Genomic DNA, 22,224 nt, shown 5'->3' on the forward strand with positions numbered 1-22,224 from the left:
GGAGAATGCCCCTGTCTCGTGACGCCGGCGATCCTGATAGAGAAGCCTAGCACAAAGGCCGGTCGCCTCGGAAGTGACATCAACAGTGCAACCATCCGATGCCTGTCGCGTGGCCGTCCGGTAGACCGCAACGCCTGAAAGGAGGGGATCTGTCTGACCTGCGCAATCGGGCGCTGCGAAAATGTCATACGCGGGCGATCGATCCCCCAAGCGCGCGATCAGTCCTGACAGAGAATGCTAGCTCTTCAATCGCCAGTGCCGCTTCACGCGCTCCATTAGCAAAAACGATGCGAGCTGCTCGCATATGATACTGGGTGAGAAAATCGTCCGACAGGGCGAGTTCGATGGTCTCGTGCGCTCGCTCGACATCCACCGCTCTCAGACAGAGCCCCAAACCGGAGCTTTGCGCATAGGCGGCTCTGATGGCCTGCTCGTCCATCTCGGGCGCCTCATTAGGAACGAAGATTGCCGGGATGCCGCCATAAATAGATTCGTGGAAGCTGTTGTAGCCGGCAGTCGTGATCATCAGGTCGACGGCATTGAAATATCTGGCGATCGGATAGATCGCCTTTTGCACGGTGCCTCCAATATGATCCTCGCGCTTCGGGGCGAGGGGATTGACCGCATCGATGATCTGGACGCCATGCTTGAGCAGCCCGTCGATGATCGCCGGCCGCAGCCGGCTGACGTCGAAATTTCGTTCCGAGCCGAGCTGCACGACGGCGATAAGACCGGCAGGATCGACACCGAGAGCCGAGGCAGCTTCTGCCCGCGAGAGCCTGTCGTCATTGTCAACGAGGAGAATCGGAGAAACGCCGATCACGCCGGCGCGCAATTGCGCGGTGATGCCGTGATCTTCGTCCGCGGCGAACTCGCCCGGCTCGATCACCATGTCGAACCGATGCTGCATCGACGGATCGAGACCATGACGGGAAGCCCACATCCCGCGGCGGATCCAGACCCAGTTCAGATCGGGACGGGCGGCCAGCACTTTCAGCAGGCCGGGAAAGGGATGGTTGCTGTCGAAGACGACGCTGTTGATGGCAAACGCCTCCACGGCGGCCAGCAATTCCTGTGCGAAGACCTCATTCCAGCTGTCGTCCGTGACGCCGATCTTCGGGGCGGACGGTATGTAGTCGACCGGGTGCCCACGTGCTTCGATAATCGAAGATCCGGCCGACATTGTCAGGAAAACGGGCTCCATGTCCGGCGACATGCGCTCGGCGATTGCCATCAATCGCGTGATGTGTCCAAGGCCTATGCCGTTTGTCGCGACAAACAGGACGCGCCGACGTCCCATCAGCGACCGTTGCGGTCTTCCCGGCCTGGAACGGACCGTTGCGCGCCCGCTCGACGCGGAGAAAGCGTCAGCGTCAACGGCCTTGCCGACCGTGGCAAGCGCGGGAGGCGAGCTAAGCCCGAGTTCGTCATAGAGCGCACGCATTCTTTCCGGGTATCGGCTCGTCGAAAACTTCTTCTCGACCAATGCGCGCGCGGCTGCCGACTGTGCGCTGAAGGCCTCGGGAGAGGCGAGAAATCTCTCCAGAACGTTGGTTGTTTCTTCAGGCCGGCAATAAACCGCACCGTCTTCGAACAGGTCCCGAAACGATGGGTCCAGGATGGTCACAAGCCCGCTCGCCATCGCTTCGGCAATGCCGATGCCAAACGCCTCAACCCATCGTCGGCTGTGAAAAAACACATAGAAATCGAGCCTGTTCAGAAATTGAGACACCCCACTGCTCGAATAAGGCAAGATATTCCAGTTTGATCCAATCAAAGGCACGACTTGGTCCGGCACGCCGCCCATGACCTTGACCTGGACATTGCCAAGGTCGGGATAGGCCGCGCGCGATTCAGCCTCGGTATCCGGCCATTTCAGGAGATCGCGACGTGAATGTCTGCCGATAACCGCCCGTTCGCGCGGCGGCTGCGCGGTCCTGATCGGCCACTCGTCAAGGTCGATGAGGTTGAAAAGATCATGACGCAAGAGCTCGGGCCTGTCGGCGATGATGTCTTCGAACTGATTGCGCACCTTAGGGCCGACCGGTGCGAAGATGACGGGCGCCCCGAACATTCTCTCCAGATTTCGTTTCACCACGTCGATATTATATTGCGCATTGCCGGCTCCGTCGAAGGGCGGATGCTGGACCGAAAGGAGGACGACCTTCGATCTGAGGCGTAGCGGCCGTGTCGGCATGTGCGCGAACGCCAGGGGATTATGCGCGAAAAGAATGTCGCACTCGACTGCCTCCTCGCCCGTCAGCCACGGCACTTCCTGACGCTCAAGAACGTCGAGAAGTCGTTCCTCGAACCGTCTGGAGCGGATGTCGGAAACGCCGAGAAATGGAAGCAGAGCCGTCGAGAGGCCAAATTGCTGGGCGGATTGGATCTCAACCCGCACCGCCGATGAGGAGCCGCCATAAAATCGAGGATCGGCTGCATGGACAATATCAAAATGCATTCGAAAACCAGATTGGGTCTATCAATGCTAACAGAGTGAATTCCCAGTTGTCAGGCCCAGTTGCTTTAATAAGCGCTGCCGCTGCGGCCGAAAGATGAGCTACGTTCGGGACGGCCCAAATTCCTTACAGCAACGGGCCTTGGTTTGACCGAACGGGTGATTCTGGATGTCGCAACCGGGACATAGGAGCTGTTCGGATACGTGCTGATGAAATTGCGATAGGCTTGATCGGTGTTGCTTCGCCGTGCGTTGCGCCAGGCTACTTCTTCCGCGGCAGTCGGCGCACCTCGGTAACCGCTGATCATTGACGCCAGCGTCATATTGGAGCCATGAGAGGTGCATGAAGCAAGTATCAGCGTTCCGAGGATAGAGATTTTGCGAAGCATATATTGCCCTCCCCGCAGCTTATTTTAGTAAGCATTCACAAACTGCGAAAGTCAAGGCCAGCAAGGTGAAACTCATTATTTTCGATGGTCCGATGCAGCCTTGAAGGACTTCTCTGGCCTTTCAAGCAACGAATAGATGCACGTTTCAACCTTAAAGATTAATCGGCGGTTTGTCTTGAGTGTGCCCGCCTTTTCGCTATGCCAACTGCTCGGCAAGGAATTCCTCGAAGCTCAATCCCAACGTCACCTCACGCGAAATCGCCCACTTTCGCAACATAAGGTCGTAACGCCTGCGCACATAGTCCTGATATTGGCCGGGCGAAAGCGAAGGAAGGTGGTGCACTTGCGGAATGAATTCGGCCGGCGTCTCTGCCCGGGACATGAGTTCCTGATGGAAATCGGAAAGAAGGATGATCGGATATTCGCTCTTGGCCGTGCAGATCTTGAGGATGGCCTCAATGGCTTCGACAAAGCCGTCTGGTCTTGGCCCGAGCCAGGTGACAAGAGTGCGGGATTTTACGCGGTTGTGCGCGTCGGCAATCGTATAGCGGAGCTCCTCGGGCATAGTCTGCTCTCGCCTCAAAAACGCGAAAGCGTCGAAAGGCATTCTCATATTGAACAAGCTGCGCAAACGGGTGGTCGGAAAAACCATCTGGTGGGTCTCCGTGCAAAGGACTGGCTTGCTCGATATCCTGGCAATCTCGTTCGCCTGCGTAAGATTACTCTCGACAAAGATCTCGGCATCGCACTGCCGATAGAAGGCGGCCTTGAACCTTGCATGGGTGCCCCGCCGGCGACGCTCCGCCGCGCTCGGCAGATCGAGCATGATGAGCTTGCCGTAGTCGATCGCATTTGTACGAAGCCAGGTTTCGGTCAAGGACCTGTACTTTTCGAGCCGGCTGGTCACGAGATAGGCGATGAATCGCGTCGGTTTGTGAAGCGCCCGTGCATTTCTCAGGAAGGCTTCATAGGCCGGACCATCGTCATTTTCAGTATCGGTCGGGTCGAGGCAGAGCACTCCGTCAATGTCGATGCACGCCTTCGATAACAGGCCGTGATGCATGAAATTCCACTGGAAGAGCCTTGGCTGTTCGACGACCTCGAATATAAAGTCGACATCCTCGACGCTATCGCGCAGGCCATAGACCGCCGCGAAGACAAATTGAGCGCGTGTTTTGCATGCCATCAATTTGGCTTTGGCTTCCCGCATGGCGCCACCGGTATTGATGCTGTCGTCGAGGACAAGAACCTTTCGAACATCCGATGCGCTCCTGAACGAAGCCGTATTCTTGGTTGCACCGAACGAATAAACGCGGCCTTCGATGAAACTGTCCAGGTCGGTCGTCGGTAGGTTGGCGACAAGGCCGAGCATGTTGGCGGCCAGCAGGCCGCTGCGTGGAATACCGACGACCAGATCGATCTCGCGCGGCAGCATGTGCAACCCGTTGACGATGGCTTTGTGAAGATCCGATATCGAGCGATACTGCATCCGCATGCCGATGCCCCCGTTCAGGTCAGCTCCGGACCGTCATTTGCCGTTCTGTTCCAGAAAGAGATCGACCTGAGCCTCCATCTTTTGCCGTGTTGGCGTGTCAAGTTTCTTGCCGATCGCCGCGCGCGCTTCATCGGCTCGATTGACGCCCAGCTTTTCGGCCAGCACCCCATAATAATAGGCAAGCGGCACATCCGCCTTTCCCGTGAAGCTGCCTTTGTCGTAACCGAAGGCAAGATCGAGGTTGGCCAGTTCAAGGCCGCGATTGGCAGATAACTTGAAAAGGGAAAGCGCTCGATTTCGATCAGCAGGAAGTTTATCGGCGCCTTTCAGGTACAGCCTCGCGGCATAATAGGGGGCGTATTTGTTGCCCATGTCCGTTGCCTTGAGCAGGGTCTCCAAGCCACGTCCAAGGTCCTTTTTGGTGCCCTCTCCGCTGATATAGGCCTGACCCAGATTTGCCATGGCGTCGATCTGGCCAGTGTCGGCCGCCGCGATGTAAAGCGCTACCGCCTGCGAGGCATCCTGCTTTACACCCGTGCCCAGCCTGTAGCAGTCACCCAGCGCCGTGATAGCGTTCGCCCATCCGCTGGAAGCGGCAAGACGATACCAGAGAATGCCTTCTTCTGGCTCCTTCGAGACACCTTGGCCAAGAATATAGGCCGTGCCGACGTTCGTGCGTGCGCGCAGGTTGCCCATTTTTGCGGCCGCCATGTAGTAGGAGAGAGCCTGATCGTAGTCGACCTTCCGGCCGATCCCCATGCGTGCCATATAGCCGAGGTTGACGAGAGCCGCGCTATACTGATGACCGCCGGCGACTTTGTAGAAATACTCCGCCCAGTTGTATCGACCGGCGATCTCGAGAACGCGACCAAGCTGATATTGCAGCCGGGGATTGTTCTGGTCTGCTGCAAGCGCAAAGGCGCAGGCCCGCAACGCGTCGCGCACATTGACGAGACCATTACTGACGCCGGGGACTTGTCGCTGCGGATCGTTCGGGTCAGCAGCGTAAAGATCGCATTCGGTCACAAGACTGCGCATCCCGCCCGCCGTCTCGGGCAGTAAACTCGGCCACATCCTGAACGTTTCGCTTACCGCTCGCTCGCCCGATTGCTGGAAGACGAACTCCTTAGCCTCGGAGTCGCCTGCGCTCGGCACCTGGCTGGCAATGGATGAGGCGACAAGGCTTTCGCGGACATAAAGCCCGCGTTTCGAAAGGGCAGCAACCTGGACACGGCTCTTTTCTTCCGCCTCCGCCGCGTGCGCGCTTTGGGGAAAGATCTTTGCGAAGCGCTCGAAATCGGCAGGATCTGGACTATCCTTGATGAAGGTCCACAGCACCTCGTCAATATTAACCGGACTCGAGGTCTCGGTGGGCGGAACGACGGCTTCCGCGTTCAAGATTGCCGCCTGTGGCCGGAACACGAACCGCGTTTCGATCGAGCCGGTGATCCAAGGTATTTGGGCATTGCCGGTCGCTTGCCTGACATCGCCGCGAACCGTTCGAAACGTGTCATAAACATCTAGGTTCGGTCGCTGCAGGGCATTGGCGAGCGCCGACGAATAGGGACTGTTCAGCCCGGTGCCATCATAGGCGACTTCACCGGCACTCGTTGCATAAGCTACCAAGACCTGCCCGCTTCCCGCCTCAGTATCTGCCAGCCCCTGACGAAGGCCTTGGAAATTTGCAGCCGGATTGTTTCGGCATGCATCAAGAATGAAGAGCTTCAGCCCGACAGGATCGTTCTTGACGATATCGATGAGATCATTGAGGACGAGTGCATCGGCGACGACCCGTTGCGCAGAGCTGGTATCGACGTCCACGGGCAATAGGAGATTGCGGCCACTGGCCTGCAAGGCGTGGCCGGCATAGTAGAAGACGGCAATATCGGCACCGACCAGATGCGTCCGAACGGTCTCTTTAAGGTCCTTGACCGCCTCTTTCTTCAGGTCGTAAAACAACAGCACATCGAAATTCAATTCGGTCAGGGTATTGGCGATCAGCTTGGCGTCATTCTGGGGATTGCTCAACGGCGCAAAAGGATAGTCACTATTGCCAATGACGATTGCCGCGCGCTTTTCTGCGTGAGCAGATCCCGTGAAGGCTTGACACGCGATCAGCAGGAATAAGCAGATAAGGAAACGTGGGACTCGCCCCTGCGCAGATGTGGAAACCATCACTATCGCTCCAATGAGAAGACCATGCCCGAAACCATCGGTGCAAAGCCTGAGTGTTGCTTATCTGCCTGCCACTCCCGCGATCGAGAATTCGAAGTGTATTAGCCCCCGGATAATCTCAGCCAGTCTACCTATTTACACACCAAGCGGTAGCCGTTCTGCAATACAAATCGCAGACCGGCATCGAACGAACCTCAACGGGCGGAAACGCAGTAGCGGCGGTGGTAAGGACAAATGGAGGACGTCGATGCCATCGCAACAAGAGCGCGGCCGCAGAATATACGACATCTCGGAAGCCCGCATCGAACGCGTGGTCCGTGAAAACCGGGGGTTCATCCGCGTGCTGTGCAATTTTTGATTCCCGCCTTAGCGATTTCGATGACTTATTTTGAAAAAGTGGAATATTAGAGGCGTCGACAACGTCAGGGCGTTTGAGAAACCTCATCGCTATCACTTCGGTAAGGCCTGCGCGAGGTCCAGCACAATGCCGCGATCTTCGACATCAACGAGAAGCAGCGAGCGAAATTGTCTTCATCTCATTATCCTCGATTGCCTCCGCTTGCGCCGCCGTCAGAACGGCGGCGGCGTCAGCGTTTCAGGGATTTCATGAAGCTGCCGATATGCGGGAACAGTTCTTTGAAAGGCGTATCCGCTCGGTGTCTCATGAGAACCTCTGTGAAGAGCTTCAATCCGACGGTGAACTCTGCTGCCTCATCGTCGGGCAGCAGCTGCTTTTGACGCACTGCCGAGAGGATTTTGAACAGATCGTCGTGGTTGGTGGTGTGGAAAACAAGAGCTTCGTCGTCAGCCGAACGGACGTCGCCCTCCAGCCGCTCCACCGTGACCCGGTAAGTGTGAGCCATTGGCGTTTATCTACAATTCGATGGCGTAGTAGGTGAACCCGCCCTCGTCCTTGCCGACGCCGGAGATGGCATCATTGATCTTCTCCAACGGCCACACCATTGGCGACATGACCGACATGTCGATGATACCAGCCTCGACCATGGCAGCGATTTCCATGCCTTCAGCGGCGGTGAACCAGACCGAGCCGATCAGTTCCATCTGCTCGTCCATCCACCATTTGACGTCGACGGGCAAAGCTCCGGACGTTCCGCCGATGTTGACGATGCGACCACCCCGTTTGACGCCGCCCATGGCGTCCAGCATGGAATCCAAGGGGGCCTTTGCGCCGAGCGTATCGAGCATGAGGTCGGCGCCGCTTCCGTTGGTCTGCTCTTTGACGAAGCTTCCCGACGATCCATTGACATTCGAAAAAGTGACGATCCGGTCGGGAGCGATCGCCTTAAGCCGCTTAAGCAGCGTCTCGCCCCTAGCGACGGCATAGATTTTTGCGACGCCCATGGCCAGCGCGAAGAGCGTGGCCCCCAGCCCTAGAGTGCCGGTCGCACCGTTGATGATCAGGCTCTTGCCCATCAGCGGCCCGCATTTCTTGAGGGCGGCGTAGGAGGTGCCAAGATAACCAACGCGAGAGCCTTGGACGAAACTCATCTTGTCCGGGATCTTGATAACCTGCGCCTGCGGGGCGAGCATGAATTCGCCGAAGCCACCGTAAGGATAGCGCGCGAACATCTCCAGGCTTTTCTGATTGTAGCCGAAGTAGCCGCCGAGGGTCCAATGTTCGCAAGCCTGCGGCTTGCCCGACGAACAATGGTGGCAAGCGCCGCAGAATCGACCGGGGTTCACATACACCCTGTCGCCCGGCTTGACGTTGACGACCTGGGGGCCGACCTCATGGACGATCCCGCTCGGATCGAGTCCATGGATTGCCGGGCGTGGCGGGAGCGGCATCTGCGGATACCAGGTCTCCCAGTTGGCCAGGACGTTTGCCAAATTCGGGACCATTCCGCAGGCTTTCACGCGGACGACGACATCGCTTCCGGTCGCCTTCGGCCGCTCGACTTCGTCAATCCTCATCGGTTGACCAACGGCATGCAAGCGCGCAGCACGCATCATTTCCATAAGCTTTACCCTCCCAAACTCAGAGATCGAGTCGTATTGACATCCTATTTGGATTGTGAATACCGTTTAGTATCTGAAAAAGCAAGCGGGGATTGCCAATTATCCTCGCGGACCCGGCTAGAGGCCGGCGTCAAGGAGGAGACATGGACTTCGTGTTGGTTGACTGGCTCCGCATTCTTTGCGGCGCCTGGCTTGTTCCCCATCTCATCGGCAAGGGACTGCATTATGAGAAGGCCGGTGGAACGTTCGAGGCGGCAGGCTTCAGGCCCGGCAAGCTGTTCGTCGGGCTCACCATGGTTGCGGAAGCTTGCGCGGCCGTGGGGCTGATTTTCTCGATATACCCCCGGATTGCAGCCCTTTTCGGTGCTCTGGTGCTGCTTGGCGCGGGCTACGCAGTTGTGAAAATCAACGGCAAGAATTGGCGCTGGCAGAAGATGGGTCCCGAGTACCCGATTTTCTGGGCACTCGTTTGTCTTCTAACGGCTCTTGTGTGACGACCTCATTTTGAGGTACGCCTCGGTGTCTGGATACGCACGAAACGGATTTGCGAATGGCACGGCTGACACGTGAGCAAAGTCAGGCTCGCACAAAGGAAAAGCTTTTGGCGTCCGCTTACGAAGTCATGGCACGCTACGGCTATGCCGGGGCTTCGATCGAACGCATCGCCGAAGAGGCGGGCTACTCGAAGGGGGCGTTTTATTCAAATTTTGCCAACAAGGAAGATATCTTCCTGCAACTCCTTGCCGGTAACGCGGGTGGCGACGTCGTTCAGCTGACCGAGCTCCTCGGAAAACACGATGACCCAATGGGACTGATCGATGTCTTGGCAGGGTGGGCAAACGATCGCGGCGACGATCGCCGATGGGGCATGCTGGCGATAGAGCTTCTTCGGATGGCCCAACATGACCACACGCTCGGAGACCGGCATATAAAACTATTCAGGGATCAGTGGGAAGGCGTCGGCAAGATCCTTATCGACAAGCTGAACCTTGTTCTGCAGCCGCCGGCGAGCCCATTTTATATCGGCGGTATCGTGCTCGAGCTGACTTATGGCGGTATTTCGAGCTTCCTCAAGGACGGCGCACCTGGGGACATGGTCCGGGTCGTGCTGAGGGAAATGTACCGGTCCTCACGCGCGTCGACGCCCGCCAAAGCGGCTACAGTATAACCAAAATCATCCGCCATCTGATCATGTGAAGTGCGCGCCGCGGCCGGGCGCGCTCTTGAGCATGAGCAACAGCTCGGCCCATGTCGAAAGGACTTGCCAAACGCGCGAAAGCAAATCTTTCCGCGCAAATCGGCTTGACATCGTAAAACTCAAAGACTAGCTTTCATCCAGAAACTGCTTGGTATGTGAAAACCGAATGGTATTTTGGCCGGGAACGGCGACCGCTGTTGAGGAGCATGCGGGTTATGGGGGTATCATGGACAAAGTCATAATCGTGACGACCTGTCGAAGTGCACGAGCCGCAGGATAAGACACCTCGTGCGCGTCAGCGGCACGTCGTGGATTGGCAATTCGGAAAATCACTACATGCTTGGATTTGGCAACTCCCCTCAGGAGACGCTGGTCGCGTCCCTGCTCGTCATGGCGCTTGTTGGCTTTTTTGTATCGGGCCTGATGCGTTGGCGCGGCTTGGCGCGGCTGACCGACCTCCTGATGCCCGCAGCATTGCTGGCAGCCTATTGGCTCACCTACAACAAAGTTCCGACGTTTCCGCCCGTCGGTGCGATCAATAAGGTATTTTACGTGATCGTTGTCGGAACGGCGATCGGCTTCGCCGCCGAGATAGCGGCCCCACGCGCGGTGCGCCTTCTCGCGCTTCTGCAGCCGGTCGCGGTCGCATTCTATATCGGTTCGCCGCGATTGGGGACAGCGTCCTGGGAAGCGGCGCTCGCCGCGGTCGCCGGAATGGCGATCATGGGGATGGTCATGTGGCGCGGAGCAACAGGCGCAGAGGACGACGTGAAGCGAGGCGGCGTCGTTGCCGTACTTGCTACCGGCTTTGCACCGATTGCCCTTCTCGGCGCCTCATCTTCCTCGTTTCAGCTCTGCCTGATGTTTGCGACTGGATGCTGCGGAATTCTGATTGTTCACGCAGCAAAGCCGGCCTTCCGTTTTGGCGGCGCCTCGTCCCTCGGCGCCTTGGGCGGCCTCATCGCCATCGCCGATACCGTCGTGCTGATCACGCGCAAAGCCGATCTCATCGCACTTGCGGTACTCGCTCTCTGCACTGTGCTGCCGGCGCTCTCGGAACGCATCTGCCTGAAGCTCGGCCTTTCTCGGCCGTTTCCACGCCTTTTCGTCCATATCGCCTTGGCTGCACTGCCGGCTGCAGCGGCGTTTGCCGTCGCGTTCGTCGATTATGGATCGAGCTTTCCAGTTTAACGTGAGGAGGAGAATGAAAATGAAATACCGACTAGCAGCATTGTTACTTTCGATGACGACGCTCGCCGGCGCGGTGTCGCCCGCCTCGGCCGCGAAATTCGACATCGATCCGGTGCATTCGGGTATTGCGTTCTACATCGACCATCTTGGCTTCTCAAAGGTGATCGGTGTCGCGCAAGAGTTCTCCGGCACGTTCGATTTCGACGCTTCCAAGCCGGACGCCAGCAGTCTCGATGTCAAGGTCACCGTTGCGTCGATCTCGACGAATAACAAACAGCGTGATGGCGACATCCAGGGCGCCGCCTGGTTCAATGCCACGGAATTTCCGGACATCACCTTTGTCGGCAAGGAGTTCAAAAAGACAACCGACAACACCGGCCAGGTCGTCGGGGACCTGACGATAGCGGGAGTGACGAAACCCACGACCTTGGACGTCACGTTCAACAAGGAAGGGCAGAACCCTTGGGATAAGAGCCACGTTGTCGGTTTCAGCGCCACGACCAAAGTCAAACGCAGCGATTTCGGCATGAAAGCGGCGCTCGGCATGATCGGCGATGAGGTCGATCTCGTGATCCAAGTGGAAGGCCGCGAACACAAGGGGTGATACGAGACCGTCAGGTCGCCTCCCGAAACGGCGCCGTCGTGTTATCGCGACGGCGCCATTTTTGTTCAGGATGCCTCAGGCTGCTCTCGGCCGGCTCCGCCGAGCCGGCGGTCGCATCCGCTACTCCGTCACCGACAGCGGTGCGGATTTGGCGATTAGCCCCTTGATTTCCATCGCCGTTTCGCTGAGCGCTGTGAAGGTTCGTGAGGTAAGCCCGAGCGATCCGCAATCGTTCGAAGCATCTCAGATACTTTTTAGTATGCAGATGCTATTTGGTATGTTAACGAAGATCCCGTGCTGCTGACGAAAGGAAATTCTAAATGGACGTTCGCGCCGCCGTAGCCGTTCAGGCCGGAAAACCGCTGGAAGTGATGACCGTGCAGCTGGAGGGGCCGAAGGCCGGCGAAGTGCTGGTCGAGGTCAAGGCGACCGGCATCTGCCACACCGACGATTTCACCCTGTCGGGCGCCGATCCGGAAGGCCTGTTCCCGGCGATCCTCGGCCATGAAGGTGCCGGCATCGTCGTCGATGTCGGCCCCGGTGTCACTTCGGTGAAGAAGGGTGACCACGTCATTCCGCTCTACACGCCGGAATGCCGCGAATGTTATTCCTGCCTGTCGCGCAAGACCAATCTCTGCACCGCCATCCGCTCGACCCAGGGCCAGGGTCTGATGCCGGACGGCACCTCGCGCTTCTCGATCGGCAAGGACAAGATCCATCACTATATGGGCTGCTCGACCTTCGCCAATTTCACCGTGCTGCCGGAGATTGCCCTTGCCAAGGTCAATCCCGACGCGCCCTTCGACAAGATCTGCTACATCGGCTGCGGGGTGACAACCGGCATCGGCGCGGTGATCAACACCGCCAAGGTCGAGATCGGCGCCACCGCGATCGTCTTCGGTCTCGGCGGTATCGGCCTCAACGTGCTGCAGGGCTTAAGGCTTGCCGGCGCCGACATGATCATCGGCGTCGACATCAATCCTGAGCGCAAGGCCTGGGGCGAGAAATTCGGCATGACGCATTTCGTCAATCCGAAGGAGGTCGGCGACGACATCGTGCCCTATCTCGTCAACATGACGAAGCGGGGCGGCGATCTGATCGGCGGCGCCGACTATACCTTCGACTGCACCGGCAACACCAAGGTGATGCGCCAGGCGCTGGAAGCCAGCCACCGCGGCTGGGGCAAGTCGGTCATCATCGGCGTTGCCGGCGCCGGCCAGGAGATTTCCACCCGGCCGTTCCAGCTGGTCACCGGCCGCAACTGGATGGGCACCGCCTTCGGCGGCGCGCGCGGCCGCACCGACGTGCCCAAGATCGTCGACTGGTACATGCAGGGCAAGATCCAGATCGACCCGATGATCACCCACACCATGCCGCTCGAAGACATCAACAAGGGCTTCGAGATGATGCACAAGGGCGAGAGCATCCGCGGCGTCGTGGTGTACTGACGCAAATCTCCGAACGGAATGCGGCGAAGGTTTTCATTGGTTTAGCCTCGGCCGGACCGAAACCCACCGTCGCGTCGGATCAGTGACTTTCAAATTTTAAGGGAGGGATACATGCTAATAGGGTCGCCTCGAGAGAGGCTGGAAGGAGAGGCGCGCGTTGCAATGACGCCTGACAGCGCCACACAGCTTCAGAAGCTCGGCTATCAATGTGCCATCGAAACTGGCGCCGGCAAACTTGCGGGCTTCTCCGACGATGCCTTCCGTGCTGCCGGGGTAACGGTTGTCGACAGCGCCGAAACGCTCTTTGCAAGCGCCGACGTGATCGCCAAAGTGCGCCCGCCGGAGTCAAGCGAAATGGCGAGGCTTTCGAGCGGCAAGACGCTGATCTCGTTCTTCTATCCAGCACAGAACAAGGACCTACTGGACCGGGCGAAATCGACCGGCGCCAACGTGATTGCCATGGATATGGTGCCGCGCATTTCGCGCGCCCAAAAGATGGACGCGCTCTCCTCCATGGCCAATATTGCCGGTTATCGCGCCCTGATCGAGGCCGGAAATAACTTCGGCCGCTTCTTTACCGGTCAGGTGACCGCCGCCGGCAAGATCCCGCCGGCCAAGGTCCTGGTCATCGGCGCGGGCGTTGCCGGTCTTGCCGCGGTCGGCACCAGCGTTTCGCTCGGCGCCATCACCTATGCTTTCGACGTGCGGCCGGAAGTCGCCGAGCAGATCGAATCCATGGGCGCGGAATTCGTCTTCCTCGACTTCGAGGAACAGCAGCAGGACGGCGCTGCGACAGGCGGCTATGCCGCGCCCTCCTCGCCCGAGTTTCGCGCGGCACAACTGAAGAAGTTCCGCGAAATCGCGGCTGACATCGATATCGTCATCACGACGGCGCTGATCCCGGGCCGCGACGCACCGAAGCTCTGGCTTGCCGACATGGTAGCGACGATGAAGCCCGGTTCGGTGGTCGTCGACCTTGCCGCCGAGCGCGGCGGCAATTGCGACCTGACCGTCCCGGACCAGAAAATCATATCCGACAACGGCGTCACCGTGATCGGCTACACGGACTTCCCAAGCCGCATGGCCGCACAGTCGTCGACGCTCTATTCGACCAACATCCGCCACATGATAACGGACCTGACGCCGAACAAGGATGGCGTCATCGTCCACAACATGGAGGATGACGTGATCCGTGGTGCGACGATCGCTTTGAAGGGCGAGATCACCTATCCGCCGCCACCGCCAAAGATCCAGGCGATTGCCGCCCAGAAACCAAAGGAAAAGCCCAAGGAGCTGACGCCTGAAGAAAAGAAGGCCGCGGAGGCCGCCGGCTTCAGGTCTGCGACGCGAAACCAGGTCGGGCTTCTTATCATTGGCGGTCTGCTCATGCTCCTCATCGGCGCCTTCGCACCGCCGGTGTTCATGGGCCATTTCATCGTTTTCGCACTCGCCTGCTTCGTTGGCTTCCAGGTGATCTGGGGCGTTTCGCACTCGCTGCATACGCCGCTCATGGCAATCACCAACGCCATCTCCGGCATCATCATCATTGGAGCGGTCCTGCAGATCACCGCGGGCGGTTGGCTGGTGACGGCGCTTGCCGCCATTTCCGTGGCGATCGCAGCGATCAACATCGTCGGCGGGTTCATGGTGACACGCCGCATGCTGAACATGTTCCAGAAGTCCTGACCGCGTCGAGGGAGAATTGACAATGTCTATCGGTATCCAGACCGCGGCCTATATAGCAGCCTCGGTTCTCTTCATCCTCGCGCTTGGCGGTCTTTCGGGCCAGGAAAACGCGAAGCGCGCTGTGTGGTACGGTATCGTCGGCATGGCGATCGCCGTCGTTGCGACGATCTTCGGGCCGGGCGTCGGGCTTTCGGCGGTGCTCATCGTCATGCTCGTGATCGGCGCAATCGTCGGGGCGGTCATGGCGCGGCGCGTCGAGATGACCGGCATGCCGCAACTCGTGGCGGCCCTTCACTCCTTCGTCGGCCTCGCCGCCGTCTTGATTGGCCTCAATTCCGATATGACGGCGCATGAATTCACTGCGCATGCCGAGCAGATCATCCACGAGGTGGAAATCTTCCTCGGGGTCTTCATCGGTGCTGTGACCTTCACCGGTTCGATTATCGCCTATGGCAAGCTCTCAGGCCGCATCGGCGGCAAGGCGCTGATCTTGCCCGGCCGCCATGCCTTCAACATCGCGATGGTCGCCACCTCCCTCATCCTCATGCTGCTCTACATGAACGGCGCGGGCTCATGGACGCTCTATCTGATGACGCTGATCGCCTTCGTCATCGGCGCCCATCTCGTCATGGCGATCGGCGGGGCCGACATGCCGGTCGTGGTTTCCATGCTTAACTCCTATTCGGGCTGGGCGGCTGCAGCTACCGGCTTCCTGCTTGGAAACGACCTTCTGATCGTTACCGGCGCGTTGGTCGGCTCCTCCGGCGCAATCCTCTCCTACATCATGTGCAAGGCAATGAACCGGCAGTTCCTGTCCGTGATCCTCGGCGGTTTCGGCAATGCCTCGGGCCCGGCGATGGCCGTCGAGGGCGAACAAATCGCGATCGACGCCGAAGGCGCTGCCGCAGCGCTTAACGATGCCGACTCAGTCATCATCGTCCCCGGTTACGGCATGGCGGTTGCGCAGGCACAGGGTGCGGTCTCCGAGCTCACCCGCAAGCTGCGCGCCACCGGCAAGGACGTGCGCTTCGCCATTCACCCCGTTGCCGGCCGCTTGCCCGGTCACATGAATGTGCTTCTGGCCGAGGCAAAGGTGCCCTACGACATCGTCCTGGAAATGGACGAAATCAACCACGATTTTTCGAATACCGACGTCGTCATCGTCATCGGCTCCAACGACATCGTCAATCCAGCCGCACAGGAAGATCCGAATTCGCCGATATCAGGCATGCCGGTCCTGGAGGTTTGGAAGGCCAAGCAGGTCTTTGTTTCCAAGCGCGGCCAAGGGACCGGTTACTCAGGCATTGAGAACCCTTTGTTCTACAAAGAAAACACCCGGATGTACTACGGCGACGCGAAGGATTCGATCAACAAGCTTCTGCCGATAATCAACTGATCTCAGCCCGGCAGGGGAGTCTCGCCTACGTGGCGAGTACCCTCGCCCAAGCAGCCGCGTATCCAATTGCTTCACATGGGAAGACCGTAGGAACGGCGTAACTGATATTCCGCTCCCACGTTATCGTGTCTGTCCGAATTCTGTGATCGCCTTTCCATGGGACGAGCAATGGGAGCTTCTCCATGGAGAGTACTTTGGAGGCTCTCACGACCAGGAAGCCTGGACGTGAGGTTCACCGGCACTGGCCGGACGAGGTCAAAGCTTAGATCGTTTCGGATAGCGTTCGGCCCGGCACGGCGGTGAATGAGGTCGCAGAGCGGGGATTCAATGTCATGATTGCCCGGCAGCTTCCAGAATGAGCTTCGCGATCTCATCCGGATGTGAAATGAGCGACAGATGGCTGGAATTGAGTTCGATGGCTTTAGCGCCCATGCGTCTGGCCATGAAACGCTGCAGGTCTGGATTTATCGTCCCATCTTGCGTCGAAACGGCGTAGTAGCTTGGCTTGGAGCGCCAAGCAGCGTTTGAGGTTTTGCCGGTGAGCAACGCCTTTTGGAATGGTTGTTGAACGGCATAAAGAACCCTCGCCCTGGCCTCGGGAAGGTCGCCCCCGAAATCGCGCAGGAACGCTTCTTCCGTCAGCCGTCCTTCATCGCCGTCGAAGACAATGCCCGCGGTTGCGGGTGGTGTCGGGTAGGTTTTTGCCAAAGCTGCATAGTCCTCACCTGCATCCGGTGCTCGGGCAGCGACATAAACCAGTGAAGAGACGTTCGGGTGTACACCTGCTTCGGTGAGGATCATCCCCGAAAAGGAGTGGCCAACAAAGACGGTCGGACCGTCCTGCCGGTCGAGGACGCGCCGGGCGGCCGCCACGGCATCGGGCAGCGTGGTGAGCGGGTTCTGGACCGCCGTGCAGTTCAGGCCCTTCGCTTGCAGCAGGGCGATAACCTCGGTCCAGCATGATCCGTCGGCGAAAAGTCCATGCACGAGAACGACATTGCGCGCCTTTGGAGGCGTGTGTGTGGCGGCCAGGCCGGCATGTGTCGCAACAAATGACGTGGCGGCACCGACGAGCAAAGTTTTCGAAAACGTGCGTCTGTTCATCATCATGATCGAATCTCCATCGTTTGCGAAGCGGTAGGATTATTTGGACTCAGTCCGGAGCGGCATCTCAGATTGACATGCCGCCCGAGACCTCGATGCGTTGGGCATTGACCCAGCGGTTATCCTCAGAGAGCAGCGAGGCAATCATCGGACCGATATCGTCGGGCAGGCCGGCGCGGCCCAGCGCCGTCATTTCGGCGACACGCTGGTTCAGATCCGGATTGTCGCGCACCATCCCGCCGCTAAAGTCGGTCTGGATGGCGCCGGGCGCGACGACATTGACGGCGATGCGACGCGGTCCCAGCTCCTTTGCCATGTACCGGGTCAGCACCTCAACCGCTCCCTTCATCGCACCGTAAGGAGCGCTGCCAGGAACGATGATGCGAGTCAGGCCGCTCGACAGATTGACGATCCGGCCGCCGTCATTGATCAGCGGCAAGAGCTTCTGCGTCAAGAAGAAAACGCCCTTGAAGTGCACATTGTAAAGCATGTCCAGTTCATCTTCCGTCGTCGCCTCGATGCTGTTGTGGTGCGAGGTTCCGGCATTGTTGACGAGGTAGTCGAAGCGCTCGGCGCCTAGATCGGCAAGCGCCTGCTTTACGGCGCCGACGAAAAGGTCGAAACCGTGGGCGTCACCCGTGTCGAGCTTGAGAGCAATGGCTTTGGCACCGGTTTCAGCAACCAGGGCCACGACCTTTTCGGCTTCCGCCCTGCTGGAATTGTAGGTGAAGATCGAGTCAACACCGCGTCTGGCAAGGATGAGCACGGTGTTGCGGCCCAGCCCGCGGCTGCCGCCGGTGACGATTGCGATTTTGCGTTCGGAATTCTGTGTCATCGTCGTTCTCCTTTGATTGATGATGCTCAACATAAGAGGGCGAAGCACGGGCGAACATGCCGGAATCGGCTTCTTTCTTGCCTGATCCTGCCTGGGGCGTTAGCTTGGAATTCCAGATTTGCGGGGAATCCGATTGAGCACTCTTTCGATGTTGCATGATGCTGTCGTCGCCGCGTTTGCGGCTCATGGAAACAGGAGCCCCTATTTCACCGCGATCGACGGGCTGGCCTTGCTCCGATCCTTCTCCGAGCGGCATCCGAACCACCTGATCCACCGGCCGGCGCTCTGCATCGTGGTGCAGGGCGCGAAATGGACGACGTTCGGCGAACGGAGGCTCCACTATCGCACCAGCCAGGCCATGGTCGTCAGCGTCGAGATGCCGGGTGCAAGCCAGGTGGTGCACGGCGCGCCGGATGCGCCTTATCTCAGCGCCGTCATCGAACTCGACCAGGCAATCCTACGCGAAGTCTATGAAAGCATGGAGGCACCGCCCACTCCGGCCTCCGACGAGCATGCCGCCTTCGTTATGGAGCTCAACGAGGCGATCCTCGGATGCGCCGCGCGCGCCGTCAGCCTGCTTGGCGAGCCGCAGGCAATCCCGCTGCTCTATCCCGGCGTCAAGCGCGAACTCTGCTACCGCCTGTTGGCCGGCCCACATGGCGCTGTCTTCGCCCGCATGGTCGTCGGTGCGGAGCGAAACCGGCGTCTGGTCGAAGCGATCCACGCATTGCGGGGCAATTTCGACAAGCAGGTGCGCGTCGACGATCTTGCCGCGCTCGCCGGCCTGAGCCCGACAGCCTTCCATCGTCAGTTCAAGGCAATGACCGCGATGACACCGGTGCAGTTTCAAAAGCAGATCCGCCTGATGGAGGCGCGCCGGCTGATGCTGTCGCGCGAAATGTCGGCGGAAACGGTCGCCTTTGAGGTGGGCTATGCCAGCCCCTCACAGTTCAGCCGGGAATATGCCCGGCTGTTCGGGGCTCCGCCACGCCGGGACATCGGAAAGCTTCTGTCGTCCTGACTGTTTCGCACACTAAAACTGCGGCTGACAAATCTTTCCGTCGTTCGAACGCCGATGGTCCGGCCGAATATATGCCCTCGATAGACCGTGGGTCTCGCCCGGCTACGCCGCCATATGGGTTTTTGCCTAGTCGCCAATAGTGCCGCCAGCATCAGCATCTCTGCAAGTCCGGTATTGGCGCGAAGTAGCCGTCCCGTTGCAGTGTGCTGTCGGATGGCCCGCAGAATGCTGCAATCACGGATTTCGGGACGGCGGACAAACCATCTCTCATCGCCTATGCACGCGATCCAGAGGTAAATGCCCTTGAGCTTGAGCAAACTGAACCTCAGGCCGCCATCCGGACGTCGTTCAGCCGCCCCCGATGTTAGCGAGATTGACGTGCGACATCCTCACACTCTAGTCTTCGGGCGCAATTCCGATCACGATGCCGCTGAGTGTTTCATCGAACGGTATCTGACAGGAAAGCCGGGAGTTCTCCTGCCGGTAATCAGATCCCTCGAGCAACTCGGTCTCATCGATTGAGGCAACCGGCAAACTGGCGCTGCCCGGCACCTGCTCGACATACACATGACAGGTGGCACAGGACAGGCAGCCACCACACATCGCCAAAAGCTCTTCAAGTCCAGCGTTCCGGATATTCTCCATGAGCGAGGCGCCTACCCGTCCGTCGAAGCTATGGATCTCTCCGTCCCGGGTCCGCACTGATATGGTAGCCATTTTTTCCTCCACTTTTCCTACGCCTGCACCGCCTTATGACGTGACGAGGTCGATTTCCTTGAGATGTCTCGATGTGTCCGCCAAGGCGGCGGGATCAATCATTGCTGCGCTGTCGACAAGCTTTCGCCCCTGCACGTAATCGCGCGGCGAATTGATGCAATCGAGGGCGAGAACCGCTCCGTCCTTCAGATAGATGACACTGAAGCTCCGCGAGGCGGGATCTCCTCTCGTGACGAGACTGTCGAAGCCGTAATTGAGGCCGACCGTCTGCATTTTCAGGTCGTACTGGTTGGACCAAAACCACGGCGTTGCATCGTATTCCTTGAACTGGCCGCAGATCGCTTTGGCAGCGGTGGTCGCCTGATCGGTCGCGTTCTGCACAGATTCAATGCGGATGCCCGGGCCATTTTCCAAGCGGGCGCAGTCGCCGACGCAATAGATGTTCGGCAGCGACGTGCGGCAAAACTGATCGACGTCAACACCGTTTGCGCCATTGGCTCCCGCCGCGATCAGCGGATCGACCGACGGGATGATGCCAATTCCGACGACCACGATGTCGGCTGCAATCGCCTCGCCGGAGGCAAGAACGACGCTCGACACGCGGTCGTTCGCCCCCTCCAAAGAGGCGACATTGCTGTTGAGTCGGATGTCGACGCCGCGCGCCCGATGCTCGTTTTCGTAAAAGCGAGATATTGGCTCTCCAGCCACACGGGCCAGGACACGGTCAAGCGCCTCGACCAAGGTCACGTCCTTGCCGATCTCGCGGAACACTGCGGCCGCTTCCAGGCCGACGTACCCGCCGCCGATGATCACCATCCTTTGCGCGTCGGGAAGAACATCGATCAGTGCGTCGCAATCCGCCTTGCTGCGGATGTAGAAAACGCCTGCCAGGTCGCTGCCGGGGCAGGAAAGCCTCCGCGGATCGCCCCCCGCGGCCCAGACCAGCTGGCCGTAGGAGAAAGATTCACCGCGATCGGTCATCACGGTGCGAGCCGTGGGATCGACCGCGCGCACATGCCGGCCAAGCAACAATTCCACCTCACGCGCACCCCAGAAATCCTGGGGTCGCAGGTGCATCCTGTCGAACGTCTTCTTGCCCGCCAGATAGTCTTTCGAAAGCGAGGGGCGGTCGTAAGGCACTTCCGGCTCAGCACCGATCAGCGCGATGCTTCCCGTAAAGCCGGACTGCCTGAGTGCGGCGGCGGTCTGCGAACCGCCATGTCCGCCGCCGACGATCACGCAGTCGAAAGATCGGGTGAGGTTGTCCGGTGTCATCTCACGACTTTCTTTCAGCGCCGATGAGGACGAAGCACATCGTGGCAGGCCTGTCGCCCTTATTGCGCCAGGCATGGCGGGTTCCGCACTGAACCACGACGTCGCCTTGCTTCAGTAGGGTTTCGGCGCCATCGTCGAGTTCGAGCCAGATCTCACCGTCGAGGACGATGTCATAGTCGACGGTGTCGGTGGTGTGCATGCCGGGCACGTCAGGTTCGAAAGCGTGGATCAGGCCGGGGATGTGAACTGTCTGCTCTTCGAAGGCGGAGGCGTGATCGACGGTGGCGAACACCGAATCCGGCGGGAAGACGACGATCATGAGTTTCGTCGCGCCGGGTTCAGGCGTGATCAGGATTTGCGGTGGGGCCTGCTCCGAATGATCCTGCGGAAGGGCGGGTTTTCCGGCTGTCGCGTAAAGAACCGAGGTCAAATGTCCCGGCACAGAATCGTAGGCGTGGGCATTGGGCGTCGGGCCGTCGCTGACAAACACCGACTTGCCGTCCCTGATACCCGTGACGACGCGGCGAGGAATGCGCAGTTCAGTAGCCCTATTCATAGGTCAGGCCCTTCGCTTGGAGCTGCGGACGCATGTTGTTGATGTCGAGGCTGAGTTGGCCCGACTCGTAAAGGCCGCGCTTTTCGTCTTCCATCTGTTGTCGCTTGAGGGCCTTTTCGAGCACCTGAGCTGCCTCATCGCGCTTGACGACGCAGACCCCGTCGTCATCGGCGATGATGACGTCACCCGGTTCGATATAGGCGCCGGCACAGACCACTGGCGCCTGCACGTTCGCCAGCGTTTCCTTGACGGTGCCCTGGGCTGATATGGCCTTCGCCCATACCGGAAACTTCATCGCACGAAGATCGGCTACGTCGCGGACGCCGGCGTCGGTCACCAGGCCGAGAATCCCTCGCGCCTTGCAGGAGGTGGCGAGCAGGTCGCCGAAATAGCCGTCGGTGCATGGTGAGGTCGGTGCGACAACCAGGATGTCCCCCGGCTGGGCCATCTCCAGCGCCACATGAATCATCCAGTTGTCTCCGGGCGGAACCTCGCAGGTCAGTGCCGTGCCACCGATGCGCGCGCCGTCGATTACCGGACGCAGGTGCGGCGCCAGCAGCCCTTTCCGTCCCTGAGCTTCATGAACTGTGGCGACGCCGAGCTTACCCAGCGCCTCGCATATTTCGCGGTCGGTCCGCGGCGTCTTTGTCATTACTTTCATCGAAAATCTCCTGGTGTGACCATGGAACGCGCCTC

At 59.2% G+C, this 22,224-nt stretch carries 22 protein-coding genes; 10 read left to right on the top strand and 12 right to left on the bottom strand.

What is annotated here, in order from left to right; all coding sequences use genetic code 11:
• Positions 1–184: 184 nt before the first annotated feature.
• Positions 185–1,807, bottom strand: coding sequence for a glycosyltransferase (locus K6M89_RS01735; protein WP_246642275.1), 1,623 nt, complete (start codon positions 1,805–1,807; stop codon positions 185–187).
• 87 nt (positions 1,808–1,894) lie between these two features.
• Between K6M89_RS01735 and K6M89_RS30880 the strand changes: the two genes are divergently transcribed.
• Complete coding sequence (locus tag K6M89_RS30880) at positions 1,895–2,182, top strand: hypothetical protein (RefSeq protein ID WP_246642276.1); 288 nt, start codon at positions 1,895–1,897, stop codon at positions 2,180–2,182.
• Positions 2,183–2,218: 36 nt separating this feature from the next.
• A complete protein-coding gene (locus K6M89_RS30885) occupies positions 2,219–2,410 on the top strand; it encodes a hypothetical protein (RefSeq protein ID WP_245443163.1) in 192 nt (63 codons plus the stop codon).
• 116 nt (positions 2,411–2,526) lie between these two features.
• On the opposite strand, the gene K6M89_RS01740 is transcribed toward K6M89_RS30885, so the two are convergent.
• From K6M89_RS01740 to K6M89_RS01760, 5 genes are all read right to left on the bottom strand, one after another.
• Positions 2,527–2,847, bottom strand: a complete 321-nt coding sequence (locus tag K6M89_RS01740; RefSeq protein ID WP_222138211.1) for a hypothetical protein — start codon at positions 2,845–2,847, stop codon at positions 2,527–2,529.
• Between the two features lie 196 nt (positions 2,848–3,043).
• The gene (locus K6M89_RS01745) at positions 3,044–4,342 is read right to left on the bottom strand and encodes a phosphoribosyltransferase family protein (protein ID WP_222138212.1); all 1,299 of its coding nucleotides are present in this window, start codon (positions 4,340–4,342) and stop codon (positions 3,044–3,046) included.
• Between the two features lie 33 nt (positions 4,343–4,375).
• Positions 4,376–6,517, bottom strand: coding sequence for a caspase family protein (locus K6M89_RS01750; RefSeq protein ID WP_222138213.1), 2,142 nt, complete (start codon positions 6,515–6,517; stop codon positions 4,376–4,378).
• A 587-nt stretch (positions 6,518–7,104) separates the two neighbouring features.
• Complete coding sequence (locus K6M89_RS01755; RefSeq protein ID WP_222138214.1) at positions 7,105–7,380, bottom strand: DUF3861 domain-containing protein; 276 nt, start codon at positions 7,378–7,380, stop codon at positions 7,105–7,107.
• Positions 7,381–7,390: 10 nt separating this feature from the next.
• Positions 7,391–8,497, bottom strand: a complete 1,107-nt coding sequence (locus K6M89_RS01760) for an alcohol dehydrogenase catalytic domain-containing protein (RefSeq protein ID WP_222138215.1) — start codon at positions 8,495–8,497, stop codon at positions 7,391–7,393.
• Positions 8,498–8,640: 143 nt separating this feature from the next.
• Between K6M89_RS01760 and K6M89_RS01765 the strand changes: the two genes are divergently transcribed.
• From K6M89_RS01765 to K6M89_RS01795, 7 genes are all read left to right on the top strand, one after another.
• Entirely contained in the window at positions 8,641–8,991 is a 351-nt protein-coding gene (locus K6M89_RS01765) for a DoxX family protein (RefSeq protein WP_222138216.1), read from the top strand.
• A 56-nt stretch (positions 8,992–9,047) separates the two neighbouring features.
• Positions 9,048–9,665: a TetR/AcrR family transcriptional regulator gene (locus tag K6M89_RS01770; protein WP_170964809.1), complete on the top strand. Its 618-nt coding sequence runs from the start codon at positions 9,048–9,050 to the stop codon at positions 9,663–9,665.
• Between the two features lie 366 nt (positions 9,666–10,031).
• Complete coding sequence (locus K6M89_RS01775) at positions 10,032–10,886, top strand: hypothetical protein (protein ID WP_222138217.1); 855 nt, start codon at positions 10,032–10,034, stop codon at positions 10,884–10,886.
• A gap of 13 nt (positions 10,887–10,899) precedes the next feature.
• Entirely contained in the window at positions 10,900–11,490 is a 591-nt protein-coding gene (locus tag K6M89_RS01780; protein WP_246642277.1) for a YceI family protein, read from the top strand.
• 320 nt (positions 11,491–11,810) lie between these two features.
• Positions 11,811–12,938 (top strand): S-(hydroxymethyl)glutathione dehydrogenase/class III alcohol dehydrogenase, encoded by a 1,128-nt coding sequence (locus K6M89_RS01785; protein ID WP_222138218.1) that lies wholly within the window; start codon positions 11,811–11,813, stop codon positions 12,936–12,938.
• A gap of 111 nt (positions 12,939–13,049) precedes the next feature.
• Positions 13,050–14,624 (top strand): Re/Si-specific NAD(P)(+) transhydrogenase subunit alpha, encoded by a 1,575-nt coding sequence (locus K6M89_RS01790; protein WP_222138219.1) that lies wholly within the window; start codon positions 13,050–13,052, stop codon positions 14,622–14,624.
• Positions 14,625–14,646: 22 nt separating this feature from the next.
• The gene (locus tag K6M89_RS01795) at positions 14,647–16,020 is read left to right on the top strand and encodes an NAD(P)(+) transhydrogenase (Re/Si-specific) subunit beta (protein ID WP_222138220.1); all 1,374 of its coding nucleotides are present in this window, start codon (positions 14,647–14,649) and stop codon (positions 16,018–16,020) included.
• 330 nt (positions 16,021–16,350) lie between these two features.
• Here K6M89_RS01795 and K6M89_RS01800 read toward each other — a convergent pair whose 3' ends face one another.
• A complete protein-coding gene (locus tag K6M89_RS01800; protein WP_222138221.1) occupies positions 16,351–17,130 on the bottom strand; it encodes an alpha/beta fold hydrolase in 780 nt (259 codons plus the stop codon).
• Between the two features lie 61 nt (positions 17,131–17,191).
• Positions 17,192–17,959 (bottom strand): SDR family NAD(P)-dependent oxidoreductase, encoded by a 768-nt coding sequence (locus K6M89_RS01805; protein ID WP_222138222.1) that lies wholly within the window; start codon positions 17,957–17,959, stop codon positions 17,192–17,194.
• 133 nt (positions 17,960–18,092) lie between these two features.
• Here K6M89_RS01805 and K6M89_RS01810 point away from each other — a divergent pair, with 133 nt between their 5' ends.
• Positions 18,093–18,980 (top strand): AraC family transcriptional regulator, encoded by an 888-nt coding sequence (locus tag K6M89_RS01810; RefSeq protein WP_222138223.1) that lies wholly within the window; start codon positions 18,093–18,095, stop codon positions 18,978–18,980.
• A 396-nt stretch (positions 18,981–19,376) separates the two neighbouring features.
• On the opposite strand, the gene K6M89_RS01815 is transcribed toward K6M89_RS01810, so the two are convergent.
• Genes K6M89_RS01815 through K6M89_RS01830 form a run of 4 tightly spaced genes read right to left on the bottom strand, consistent with a single transcriptional unit; the run spans position 19,377 to position 22,189 of the window.
• Entirely contained in the window at positions 19,377–19,697 is a 321-nt protein-coding gene (locus K6M89_RS01815; RefSeq protein WP_222138224.1) for a 2Fe-2S iron-sulfur cluster-binding protein, read from the bottom strand.
• Positions 19,698–19,730: 33 nt separating this feature from the next.
• Complete coding sequence (locus K6M89_RS01820; protein WP_222138225.1) at positions 19,731–20,972, bottom strand: NAD(P)/FAD-dependent oxidoreductase; 1,242 nt, start codon at positions 20,970–20,972, stop codon at positions 19,731–19,733.
• A 1-nt stretch (position 20,973) separates the two neighbouring features.
• Complete coding sequence (locus K6M89_RS01825) at positions 20,974–21,528, bottom strand: cupin domain-containing protein (RefSeq protein WP_222138226.1); 555 nt, start codon at positions 21,526–21,528, stop codon at positions 20,974–20,976.
• Positions 21,521–22,189, bottom strand: coding sequence for a 4-carboxy-4-hydroxy-2-oxoadipate aldolase/oxaloacetate decarboxylase (locus K6M89_RS01830; protein ID WP_222138227.1), 669 nt, complete (start codon positions 22,187–22,189; stop codon positions 21,521–21,523). The genes K6M89_RS01825 and K6M89_RS01830 overlap by 8 nt, the downstream gene beginning before the upstream one ends.
• Between the last annotated feature and the right edge of the window lie 35 nt (positions 22,190–22,224).

Source organism: Rhizobium croatiense, from assembly GCF_019793465.1.
Classification (GTDB): Bacteria; Pseudomonadota; Alphaproteobacteria; order Rhizobiales; family Rhizobiaceae; genus Rhizobium; species Rhizobium croatiense.